Genomic DNA, 11227 nt, shown 5'->3' with positions numbered 1-11227 from the left:
AGCGAGAGTGAGCACCACCGACGAGGGCGGGCGCCCCGAGGCGCCGTTCGGCGACGACTACCGGGCCCTGCGGCCCGACGACCGGGTCGGCGAGCGGCTGCGGCACTCGGTGCGCCGGCAGGTCGACGAGCTGCGCAACAACCTCACGGACCCGGCCGTGCAGCGTCAGCTCGTGCGCGCGGTGAGCAGCCGGTACCAGGAGCGCCGCAGCCGCACCCTCACGACCCTGCGGGGCCGCGGCGGGCGTGACGTCCTGCTCGTCGGCGGCGAGATCCTCGTCACCGACCGCACGTGGGCCGACCGCGGCGCGCGCCAGTACCTGCAGCGCCGCGGGCTGACGGAGGCGCCGCTCGGCTGCGACGACCTCGAGCACCGCCTCACGCGCCTCGTCACCACCTCCGACCAGGACGTGCAGACGCTCGACGACACGGTCGGCGAGCTGCGCGCCCGGGGCTTCGCCGCGTCGCTCACGCACGTGACCCCCATGTCCCCCGTCATCAAGAACCTCGGCGGCCCCGCGCTCGGCGAGAGCCTCGGGCCGTTCGCCGACTACCCGCGCTTCGGCGACGGCGACGGCGACCCGGTCCGGGTCGCCGTGATCGACACGGGCATCGACGGCCACGAGCGCGGCGACGGCTGGCTCGGCTCGGTCGCCCGGGTCCCCGTCGACGACCCGAGCACGCACGGCAACGACGCGAACGTCGACCTGCTCGACATCCAGCCCCGCGACGGGCTGCTCGACTTCGCGGCCGGGCACGGCACGTTCGTCGCCGGCGTCGTGGCGCAGGTGGCGCCGACCGCGGACGTCGCGGTCTACCGCGCGCTGCGCGGCGGCGGGGCGGGCAGCGAGCTCGAGGTGGCGTGCGCGCTGGTGCGCGCCGTGAAGAACGGCGCCCAGATCGTGAACCTGTCGCTCGGCGGGCAGACCCGGTTCGACCAGCCCTCGCTGGCGCTCGAGGCGGCGCTCGACGAGATCGGCGTGCTGGAGAAGCAGGGCGGCGAGGAGGTGCTCGTCGTGGCGGCGGCCGGCAACTACGGCGACTCGGTCCCCACGTGGCCCGCCGCGTTCCGGCGGGTCGTCGCCGTCGGCGCCCTGACCGCGGACCTGCGGCCCACCACCTGGTCCAGCCGCGGCTTCTGGGTCGACTGCTCGACGGTCGGCGAGGGCGTGCTGTCGACCTTCGTCGAGGGCACCGAGTCGTACGAGTTCACCGCCGAGCCCGACACCTTCGGGCCGGACGCGTTCGCCCACTGGAGCGGGACCTCGTTCGCCGCGCCGCAGGTCGCGGGCGCCGTCGCACGCCTCGCGCGCGAGCGGTCGCTGCCGCCGCGGCAGGCCTACGCGCAGCTCGTCGCCGGCGGCCGGCAGGTCCCGGGCTTCGGACGCGCGCTCGAGATCCTGCCGGGGGTGTGACGTGGCGGCGTCGGCCCGGCGGGGAGCCTGAACGTGCTGGGCATCCTCCGCCGCGCGCGGGATGATGGCATCCACGTCACCGGACGAAAGGATGCAGACGTGGACAACCAGGACGCCTACCGCGACCAGGACGTGACCGCCCTGGTCGCCGGGGCGCTGGGCGGCGACGCGCTCGCCTGGGCGGAGATCGTGCGCCGCCACACGCCCGCCGTCCTGGCACGCGTCCGCCAGTTCCGCCTCTCCCCCGACCAGGCCGAGGACGTGGCGCAGACCGTCTGGCTGAACCTCGTCGAGCACCTGGACCGCCTGCGCGAGCCGCAGGCGCTGCCCGGCTGGGTCGCCACCACGGCGCGCCACGAGTGCATCCGCGTCACGAACGCCGGCCGCCGCACGACCCCCGTCGACCCGCAGGGCGGGCGGCTGGACGGCGCGACGGACGGCGAGCTCGACCAGGACCTGCTGCGCGCCGAGCGGGAGCAGGCGCTGCGTGACGGCCTCGCGGAGCTGCCGGCGCATCAACGCGACCTGCTGCTGCTCCTGTCAGTAGACCCACCGCTGAGCTACACGGAGATCTCCGAGCGGCTCGGCATCCCGGTCGGCTCGATCGGCCCCACCCGAGGCCGCGGGCTGGCGAAGCTGCGGCAGACCGCCGCCATCAAGAACTACGTCGCGGCCACGGCCGCAGGGGGAGGCCACGATGTCCTGGCACTCGGATGACCGACCGACCGAGCACGCTCCTTCCTGGGCCGACGACGACGCGCTGGCCGCGGACCTCGCCGCGGCCGTCGCGGGCGGGCCGCTGCACGACCGCGTCGTCGCGGCGGGCACCCGCGCGTTCGCGGCGCACCGGGCGATGCTCGACGCCCGCGCCGGCCTGGAGCTCGACCTGCTGCTGCTCGAGCTCGTGTACGACTCCCGCGAGGCGGGCGAGCTCGCCGGCGTCCGCGACCGCTCCGGCGGGTCGTCGCGGACCCTCGTCTTCGAGGGCGAGGGCCTCGGGGTGGAGATCGAGGTGGGCGACGGGTCGATCGAGGGGCAGCTGATCCCGCCGCGGCGCGGCTCGGTGACGCTGCGCACGCCCGACGAGGTGGTGTCGACGGTCGAGACGGACGAGGTGGGGTACTTCCGCTTCGACGTCCGCCCGGGCGGGACGCTCCGCCTCGAGTGCACGAGCGCGGACGGCACCTGCGTCACCCAGTGGCTGCCCTTCTGAGGCTCCCACGGCGTATCACGGGGGCGGCGCACCGCTCCTGACCAGCGACACCGGCACCACGGGCCCCGGCCCGCAGCACGACGACCGACCCGCACGACGGCCGCCCCTCGCGGCCACCGACCACCGGCCACGCACCACCGCGGACACCACAGGAGAGCCACGATGCCGCACGCACCGCTCGCTCCGGCCCCGCGCCCCCGCCCCGGCGGCCCGCGGCCGCTCCGCGCCGGCACCCCGGGAGCGACGCGATGAGCGGGCCCACGACGGGGCACCTGCGCGTCGTGCGGCCCGACGGCCCGGGCGCCGTCACACCTCCGGTGCCGCGCGGCCCGCTGTCGGGGCCCGTCGGCGTCGTCGGCGAGCACACGGCCGCGCGGTCGGTCGTCCGCGAGCTGGAGGACCTCACGTCGCGGCTCGAGCTGCGGGGCCCGGCCGCGACGCTGCGGGCCGAGCTGTCCGCGCTGCTCGAGGCGTGGGCCGCCGCGCTGCTGCGCGTGCACCGCAGCCGCGTCGCGCCGGGCGCGCCCGAGGCGCCGGCGCCCTGGGTGCTCGTCGCGGGGCTGCCGTCCTGGATCCCCGAGCTCTCGCCGCGGACCGGCCCGGCGTGGGCCGTCCTCGCGCACCCGGGGACGCGCGCGGCGCTCACGGACGTGCGCCACGCGTGGACCGCCGACCACCTCGTCCACGGGGAGCCGGCGGGCGACGACCTCGTCGTCCACCGCGAGCGCGGCGTGGTCAGCGCGTCGTTCCTCACCTCCCCCGGCGGCCTCGGCGACCCCCGGTGGGACGTCGCGACGGCGCTGGACTGGCTGGCCGTCGCGCTCGGCCCCGTGCTCGACCCGCAGTGGCAGCTCGACCCGGTCGCCGAGCTCCTGACGCACTACCGGCGCCTCGGCGGCCAGGCGGAGCCCGACCGGTCGTGGGCCGTGGTGCGCACCGTCACGACCGCGGTGGAGTGGACCGCCCAGCTCGGGCTGGGGCAGGAGCCGCCCGACGACGAGACGCTCGCGTGGCTCGCGGGGCTGTGGACGCGCCCGCTGGAGCTGCTCGACGGCCGTCTCGCGACGCGGCGCCGCCGCCGCTAGAGCCGTCGTGCGCGCGCCGCACGACCACGACCGTCCGCCGGCGCCTGGGAGGGGAGGCGCCGGCGGACGCACGGGCCCGGTCCGCAGGGGGGACCGGGCCCGTGGCGTGCCCGGGCCGCGTCACGCGGGGACGCCGCAGGCCCGGCCCCCGAGGGGACCGGGCCTGCCGTCGGCAGCGACGAGCCGTCAGGCGGCGTCGTCCTCCTGCGTGAGGTTGCGCGTCTTGTTCTGGTCCAGCGGGATGCCGGGGCCGTTGGTCGTCGAGACGGTCGCCTTGGTGATGTAGCGGCCCTTCGAGGACGACGGCTTCAGACGCAGGATCTCCTCCAGCGCGGCCGCGTAGTTCTCCACCAGCTGCACGTCGGAGAACGACGTCTTGCCGATGATGAAGTGCAGGTTCGCGTGGCGGTCGACCCGGAACTCGATCTTGCCGCCCTTGATGTCGGCGACGGCCTTGGCGACGTCCATCGTGACGGTGCCGGTCTTCGGGTTCGGCATGAGACCGCGCGGGCCGAGGACCTTGCCCAGGCGGCCGACCTTGCCCATGAGGTCCGGCGTCGCGACGGCGGCGTCGAAGTCCGTGTAGCCCTTCGCGACCTTGTCGATCAGCTCGTCGCCGCCGACCTCGTCGGCACCCGCGGCGCGGGCCTGCTCGGCGCGCTCGCCGTTGGCGAAGACGATGACGCGGGCGGTCTTGCCCGTGCCGTTCGGCAGGTTGACCGTGCCGCGGACCATCTGGTCCGCCTTGCGCGGGTCGACCCCGAGGCGGAAGGCCACCTCGACGGTCGCGTCGTACTTGGTCGTCGACGTGGCCTGCGCCAGCCGGACGGCCTCGAGCGGGCTGTAGACCTTGCCCGGCTCGAGCTTCTCGATGGCGGCGCGGTACGCCTTGCTGTGCTTCGGCATCTGCCTGTTCTCCTGTCAGCAGTCGTGGTCGACGGGCCGCACATGGCCCTGCCACTGGGGGTGCGGGGCGCCGCCGGACGCTGGGCCCGGCGGCGGCGCCGAGTGCTTACTCGGCGACCTTGATCCCCATGGAGCGGGCGGTGCCCGCGATGATCTTCTCGGCGGCCTCGAGGTCGTTCGCGTTGAGGTCCTGGAGCTTGGTGGTGGCGATCTCGCGCACCTGCTCGCGGGTCAGCGTCGCGACCTTCACCGTGTGCGGGGTCGGGGAGCCCTTCTCCACACCGGCGGCCTTCTTGATGAGCTCGGCGGCCGGCGGCGTCTTCGTGATGAAGGTGAACGAGCGGTCCTCGTACACCGTGATCTCGACGGGGATGACGTTGCCGCGCTGCGACTCGGTCGCCGCGTTGTACGCCTTGCAGAACTCCATGATGTTGACGCCGTGCTGACCCAGCGCCGGACCGATCGGCGGCGCGGGGGTGGCGGCGCCGGCCTTGATCTGGAGCTTGATCAGGCCGGTGACCTTCTTCTTCGGGGGCATGACGCCTTCCGTTCTGTTCGTGGGCCGACGCCGTGGGCGATGACCCGGTTGCAGGTCCCCGCAGCGCGGGGCTGACCTCGTCCGGCCGGGTGAGCCGTCAGATCTTGGCGACCTGGCTGAACGAGAGCTCGACCGGGGTCTCCCGGCCGAAGATCGAGACGAGCACCTTGAGCTTCTGGGCCTCGGCGTTGATCTCGGAGATCGTCGCGGGCAGGCGCTCGAACGGGCCGTCGGTGACCGTGACCGACTCGCCGACCGAGAAGTCGACCTTGATCTGCGGGGCGGCCTTGGAGGTCGCCGCCGCGGCGGTCGGGGCCTTCGGCTGCAGCGACGGCGCGAGCATCGAGAAGACCTCGTCGAGCGTCAGCGGCACGGGCTGGTGCGTGTGGCCGACGAACCCGGTGACGCCCGGGGTGTGGCGCACGGCGCCCCACGACTCGTCGGTGAGGTCCATGCGGACGAGGACGTAGCCGGGGATCCGGACGCGCTTGACGACCTTGCGCTGCGCGTTCTTGATCTCGACGACCTCCTCCATGGGGACCTCCACCTGGTAGATGAAGTCCTCCATGTTGAGGCTCTGCGTGCGGCTCTCGAGGTTCGCCTTCACGCGGTTCTCGTAGCCGGCGTAGGAGTGGATGACGTACCAGTCGCCGAGCTGCGTGCGCAGCTGGGCCTTGAACGCCTCGACCGGGTCCTCGTCGGGGTCGGGCTCGGCCGCGGCCTCGTCCTGCGGGAGCGCGTCCGCCTCGTCGTCGCCGGGGACGAAGGCCTGCTCGTCCGTCAGGGGGTCCACCTCGTCGTCGCCGGGCACGACGGCCTCGTCGTCCGTGGGCACGGCGGCCTCGTCGTCCGCGGGCGCGTCGGCCTCGTCGGACGGCTCGACGGCGTCGGCGGCGGGCTCGTCGGCGACGGCGTCGGACTCGACGGCCTCGACCGAGGCGAGAGCGTCGGCGAGGTCGGCCTCGACGGGCTCCTGCGACTCCTGCGACACGGGCACAACCTTCTTCCTGCGAGGGGGACGATCACGACCGGCGTCGGTCGACGGGGCCCGGCCGGGGGCCGGGCGGCGGGTCAGCCGCCGAAGATCCAGAACGTCAGCCGGCCGATGCCCAGGTCGAGCACCGTGACGAACGCCATGACGACGGCGACGAAGACCAGGACGACCGTCGTGTACGTGATCAGGTCCGGCCGCGTGGGGTACACGACCTTCTTGAGCTCGGCGACGACCTGGCGGACGAACAGCGCGATGCGTGCGAACAGCCCACGGCGCTTGCCGGCGTCCTGCTTGCTCGCGTGCGGCCGGGGAGCCGACTCGGCGCCCGACGCCGCGGCCGGTGCGGTTTCGCTCACGTCTGGCCCCTACGTCTCGTCGTGCCGCCGGGTCGATCCCGACGGACGGACGCCCCGACGCGTCGCGCCGGACCGTCCGGCGGTCCTGCTCGTGACCGGCCGGAGCCGGACCACGTGCGCAGGGCAGACAGGACTCGAACCTGCAACCTGCGGTTTTGGAGACCGCTGCGCTACCAATTGCGCCACTGCCCTACGGCGGCCGGTCCGCTGCCACGACACCGCGCGCCCGTCCGCGAGCCGTCCAGAGACTGGGGGCCGCGGTCGCCGGGTGACCCACCCGGGCACGCCGCATCATGGCGGAGGTCAACCGCCGGTGGACCACTGTACGCGACGCCACGCGGTGGGTCGAACCGCCCGGTCCGGTGCGTGAGAAGCGGCCCGAAAGCCCACGGCCCGCCGGGGCGCGCTCTGCCAGTATGGACGCCGTGAGCGCGCAGCCGTCCTCCCCCGCCCGAGTGTCCGCCCGCCTGGCCGCGATCGCCGAGTCGGCGACGCTCGCGGTCGACGCGAAGGCCAAGGCCCTCAAGGCCGCGGGCCGGCCGGTCATCGGGTTCGGCGCCGGCGAGCCGGACTTCCCCACGCCGGGCTACATCGTCGACGCGGCCGTGGCCGCCGCCCGGGAGCCCGCCAACCACCGGTACACGCCGGCCGCGGGCCTGCCCGCGCTGCGCGAGGCGATCGCCGCGAAGACCCTGCGCGACTCGGGGTACGAGGTGTCCCCGGGCCAGGTGCTCGTCACCAACGGCGGCAAGCAGGCGGTGTTCCAGGCCTTCGCGGCGCTGCTCGACCCGGGCGACGAGGCCCTGCTGCCGGCGCCCTACTGGACGACCTACCCCGAGGCGATCCGGCTGGCGGGCGGCGTGCCGGTCGAGGTGTTCGCCGGCGCGGACCAGGGCTACCTCGTCACGGTCGAGCAGCTCGAGGCCGCGCGCACGCCGCGCACGAAGGTGCTGCTGTTCTGCTCGCCGTCGAACCCGACCGGCGCCGTGTACTCGCCCGAGCAGACCGCGGCGATCGGGCGCTGGGCGGCGGAGCACGGCATCTGGGTGGTCACCGACGAGATCTACGAGCACCTGACCTACGACGACGCGGTGTTCACGCCGATCGTTCGCGCGGTGCCCGAGCTCGCGGACACGACGGTCGTGCTCAACGGCGTGGCGAAGACCTACGCGATGACGGGCTGGCGGGTCGGCTGGATGATCGGCCCGTCCGACGTCATCAAGGCGGCGACGAACTTCCAGAGCCACCTGACCTCCAACGTCGCGAACGTCTCGCAGCGCGCCGCGATCGCCGCGCTCACCGGTGACCTGTCCGCGGTCGCGGAGATGCGCGCGGCGTTCGACCGCCGCCGCCGCACGATGGTCGACATGCTCGCGGCGATCGACGGCGTGCGGATCCCGGTGCCGCAGGGGGCGTTCTACGCGTACCCGTCCGTCGAGGGCGTCCTTGGGCGGACGATCCGCGGGGTCACGCCCACGACGTCGGCGGAGCTCGCGGCCCTGATCCTCGACGCGGTCGAGGTGGCGGTCGTGCCGGGCGAGGCCTTCGGCCCGAGCGGCTTCCTGCGCCTGTCGTACGCGCTGGGCGACGACGACCTCGTCGAGGGCGTGGGCCGGGTGCAGGCGCTGCTCGCCGAGGCGCGCTGAGCCCAGCGGGCACGGCGCCGGGGCGCCGGGCGGCCCGGTCCACCGGTCCGTGCGGACCGGCCCGTGTCCACCGATCGGTGGACACGGGAGACCACCGGGGGTCCGTCGCGGGGCGGGCCGGGCCGGCGGCAGGCTGGTCCGCATGGAGACGACACCCGTCCACGTCCGGGGCCTGCGCAAGCGCTACGGCGACAAGCAGGCCGTCGACGGCCTGGACCTGACGGTCTCGCAGGGGGAGATCGTCGCGGTCCTCGGGCCGAACGGCGCCGGGAAGACCACCACGGTGGAGATCCTTGAGGGGTTCCGCGAGCGGGACGCCGGTGAGGTCCGCGTGCTGGGCGAGGACCCCGGCTCGGGCGGGCGGCTGTGGCGCTCGCGCTTCGGCGTCGTGCTCCAGAGCGGTCAGGACCTCGCCGAGGCGACGGTCGGCGAGCTGGTGCGGCACTTCGCGCTGTTCTACCCCTCGCCCCGCGACCCGGAGCAGGTCATCGACGCGGTCGGGCTGCGGGAGAAGGAGCGCACCCGGGCCCGGCAGCTGTCCGGCGGGCAGCGGCGCCGCCTGGACGTGGCCCTCGGCATCGTCGGGCGACCCGAGCTCGTCTTCCTCGACGAGCCCACCACGGGCTTCGACCCGCAGGCGCGACGGTCGTTCTGGGACCTCGTCTCCGGCCTCCGGGCCGAGGGCACGACGATCCTGCTGACGACGCACTACCTCGACGAGGCCGAGGCCCTGGCCGACCGGGTGGTCGTCGTCGCGGACGGGCGGGTCGTCGCCGAGGGGACGCCCGGCGAGCTCGGCGGCCGCACGGCGCGCCGCGCCGTGGTGCGGTGGACGGAGGACGGCGCGCCGCGCGAGCTGCGCACCGACACCCCGACCGCCGTCGTCGCCGGGCTCGCCCAGCGCCTGGGCGAGGTCCCGGGGCTGCAGGTGCTGCGGCCGACGCTGGAGGATGTCTACCTCGCCCTCGTCTCCGAGGCCTCGCCCGGCGCGGCCACCGCGCCCGCCGGCACCGACCCGCAGCCCGAGGAGGCCCTGCGATGACCGCCGTGACCGCCGCCCGCCCGGCCGCGCTCCCGGGCGCCCTGCGCCTCGGCGTCGCCCGCACGCGCTACGAGCTGCGCTCGTACTTCCGCGAGCGCGACGCCGTCGTCTTCATCTTCGCCTACCCCGTCATCATGCTGGCGATCTTCGCGACCGTCTTCGGCCGGGACGGCGACCAGATCGGCGAGGGGCCCGACGCCATCGGGTTCGCCCAGTACTTCCTGCCCGGCATGGTGGCCACCGGGGTCATGCTCTCGAGCTTCCAGAGCCTGGCGATCTCCATCGCGGTCGAGCGGGACGAGGGTGCGCTCAAGCGGCTGCGCGCGACGCCGCTGCCCCCGTCGGCGTACTTCCTCGGGAAGGTCGGGCAGGTGCTCGTGGGCTGCCTGCTGCAGGTCGCGCTGCTCCTCGCGGTCGCCGCGCTGGTGTTCGACGTCCCGATGCCCACGACGGCGCAGGCGTGGACGACGTTCGCGTGGGTGTTCGGCCTCGGGGCCGCCGCCGGCGCCGTGTGCGGCGTCGCGTTCTCGTCCGTGCCCCGCTCCGGGCGGTCCGCGAGCGCGGTGGTGACGCCCGTGGTGCTGGTGCTCCAGTTCATCTCGGGGGTGTTCTTCCGGTTCGACCAGCTGCCCTCGTGGATGCAGTCGGTCGCGAGCCTGTTCCCGCTCAAGTGGATGGCCCAGGGCATGCGCTCGGTCTTCCTGCCCGACGAGGCGCTGCAGATCGAGGTGTCCGGGTCGTGGCAGCACGGTGCGACGGCCGCCGTCCTGCTGGCCTGGCTCGTCGTGGGGCTCGTCGTCGGGGTGCGCACCTTCCGGTGGCGGCGCCGGGACGACGGGTGACGCGTGGCGCCGCCTCCTCGGGGGCGTCCGCAGGTGGCAGGCTCGGGGCCATGGAGGCGCAGGACCGGGTGGACTTCTGGCGGCGGTCGATCCGCGGCTGGGACATCGGCTTCGGCGTCATCGCGGGCATCGTCGCGCTGACGTTCGCGACGACCGCGCCGTGGCCCGGCCCCGCACTCGTGAGCCTGGGCTCGGTGGCCGCGATCGCCGTCGGGTACGTGACGCTCGGCCGACCCGGCGCGCAGAGCGGCACGCGCACCCTGACGACGGCGTACCTCGTCGTGCTCGTCGTCGCCACGACCGCCGCGACGCTCGCCGTGCCCTCGGGCGCCTACCTGCTGTTCGTGTCGTACTCGCACATCTGGTTCTTCACGCGGTCGCGGACCGAGGGCGTGCTGTGGACCGCGCTGCTGACCGCCGGCATGGCCCTCGCCACCTACGCGACGCTCGAGCAGCGCGGCGGGGACCCCGTCGACGCGGCCGTCCAGCTGGCCGCCGGCCTGGTCTTCTCGGTCGGGCTCGGGCTGTGGGTGACGTCGGTCGCGGAGCGCAGCGAGGAGCGCGCCCAGCTGCTCGACCGGCTGCGGGCGGCCCAGGACGAGCTCGCGCGCAGCCACCACGACGCCGGCGTGCTCGCCGAGCGGGCCCGGCTGGCGCAGGAGATCCACGACACGCTCGCCCAGGGCTTCACCAGCGTCGTCATGCTCAGCCAGGCGGCGTCCGCCGAGCTCGAGCGCGGCCGCGCCGCCGAGGCCGCCGCCCGGCTCGGGACGATCGAGCAGGTCGCGCGCGACAACCTCGCGGAGGCGCGCGCGCTCGTCGCCGCGTTCGCTCCCCCGCCGCTCGCGGACGCGGACGTGCGCCAGGCCCTCGACCGCCTCGCCCAGGGGTTCGCCCGCGAGACCGGGCTCGCGATCGACGTGCGCCTCGACGAGGGCCTCGCGCTGCCGGCCGAGACGTCCGTCGTCGTGCTGCGCGCGGCGCAGGAGGCGCTCGCCAACGTGCGCCGGCACGCGCACGCGAGCCGGGTCGTGCTGGCGCTGACGCGACGGGACGGCGCGGTCGAGCTCGCGGTCGACGACGACGGCACCGGGATCCCCGACGGCACGCCGGAGGGCTTCGGGCTGCGCGGGATGCGCGAGCGGGCGGACACCGCCGGCGGCACGCTCCTCGTGGCCGCGGCCGCGCCGG

Annotated in this window: 12 protein-coding genes and 1 tRNA gene; 8 read left to right on the top strand and 5 right to left on the bottom strand. The window is 74.9% G+C overall.

Annotation, left to right across the window (positions count from 1 at the left end):
• The first annotated feature begins 7 nt into the window (after positions 1-7).
• The 4 genes from HGCM_RS18795 to HGCM_RS07910 all read left to right on the top strand — a co-directional run bounded on the left by HGCM_RS18795 (position 8) and on the right by HGCM_RS07910 (position 3712).
• A complete protein-coding gene (locus HGCM_RS18795; RefSeq protein ID WP_051016054.1) occupies positions 8-1414 on the top strand; it encodes a S8 family peptidase in 1407 nt (468 codons plus the stop codon).
• A gap of 99 nt (positions 1415-1513) precedes the next feature.
• On the top strand, positions 1514-2131 hold the full coding sequence (locus tag HGCM_RS07920) for an RNA polymerase sigma factor (protein ID WP_019136314.1): 618 nt from the start codon (positions 1514-1516) through the stop codon (positions 2129-2131).
• On the top strand, positions 2112-2627 hold the full coding sequence (locus tag HGCM_RS07915; RefSeq protein WP_019136313.1) for a hypothetical protein: 516 nt from the start codon (positions 2112-2114) through the stop codon (positions 2625-2627). Before HGCM_RS07920 ends, HGCM_RS07915 begins: the two co-directional genes overlap by 20 nt.
• 248 nt (positions 2628-2875) lie before the next feature.
• Complete coding sequence (locus tag HGCM_RS07910; protein WP_019136312.1) at positions 2876-3712, top strand: hypothetical protein; 837 nt, start codon at positions 2876-2878, stop codon at positions 3710-3712.
• A 186-nt stretch (positions 3713-3898) separates the two neighbouring features.
• Here HGCM_RS07910 and rplA read toward each other — a convergent pair whose 3' ends face one another.
• The 5 genes from rplA to HGCM_RS07885 form a co-directional block, all read right to left on the bottom strand.
• The gene (rplA, locus tag HGCM_RS07905; RefSeq protein ID WP_019136311.1) at positions 3899-4618 is read right to left on the bottom strand and encodes a 50S ribosomal protein L1; all 720 of its coding nucleotides are present in this window, start codon (positions 4616-4618) and stop codon (positions 3899-3901) included.
• A 106-nt stretch (positions 4619-4724) separates the two neighbouring features.
• Positions 4725-5156 (bottom strand): 50S ribosomal protein L11, encoded by a 432-nt coding sequence (rplK, locus tag HGCM_RS07900; protein WP_019136310.1) that lies wholly within the window; start codon positions 5154-5156, stop codon positions 4725-4727.
• A gap of 97 nt (positions 5157-5253) precedes the next feature.
• On the bottom strand, positions 5254-6147 hold the full coding sequence (gene nusG / locus HGCM_RS07895) for a transcription termination/antitermination protein NusG (protein ID WP_026075341.1): 894 nt from the start codon (positions 6145-6147) through the stop codon (positions 5254-5256).
• 80 nt (positions 6148-6227) lie between these two features.
• Positions 6228-6506, bottom strand: coding sequence for a preprotein translocase subunit SecE (gene secE / locus HGCM_RS07890; RefSeq protein WP_019136308.1), 279 nt, complete (start codon positions 6504-6506; stop codon positions 6228-6230).
• Positions 6507-6625: 119 nt separating this feature from the next.
• Positions 6626-6698 (bottom strand) — tRNA-Trp (locus tag HGCM_RS07885).
• 224 nt (positions 6699-6922) lie between these two features.
• Here HGCM_RS07885 and HGCM_RS07880 point away from each other — a divergent pair.
• From HGCM_RS07880 to HGCM_RS17510, 4 genes are all read left to right on the top strand, one after another.
• Positions 6923-8152, top strand: a complete 1230-nt coding sequence (locus tag HGCM_RS07880) for a pyridoxal phosphate-dependent aminotransferase (RefSeq protein ID WP_040399006.1) — start codon at positions 6923-6925, stop codon at positions 8150-8152.
• A 142-nt stretch (positions 8153-8294) separates the two neighbouring features.
• Positions 8295-9194, top strand: a complete 900-nt coding sequence (locus HGCM_RS07875) for an ABC transporter ATP-binding protein (protein ID WP_019136306.1) — start codon at positions 8295-8297, stop codon at positions 9192-9194.
• Positions 9191-10036: an ABC transporter permease gene (locus HGCM_RS07870; RefSeq protein WP_019136305.1), complete on the top strand. Its 846-nt coding sequence runs from the start codon at positions 9191-9193 to the stop codon at positions 10034-10036. Before HGCM_RS07875 ends, HGCM_RS07870 begins: the two co-directional genes overlap by 4 nt.
• Before the next feature lie 50 nt (positions 10037-10086).
• The coding region (locus HGCM_RS17510) for a sensor histidine kinase (RefSeq protein WP_019136304.1) at positions 10087-11227 on the top strand (1141 nt) is incomplete at its 3' end.

The organism is Cellulomonas massiliensis JC225, assembly GCF_000312005.1.
In the GTDB taxonomy this organism is placed as follows: Bacteria; Actinomycetota; Actinomycetes; order Actinomycetales; family Cellulomonadaceae; genus Cellulomonas; species Cellulomonas massiliensis.
The sequence above is the reverse complement of the archived record's forward strand: the minus strand, read 5'-3'. Positions and strand labels throughout refer to the sequence as shown.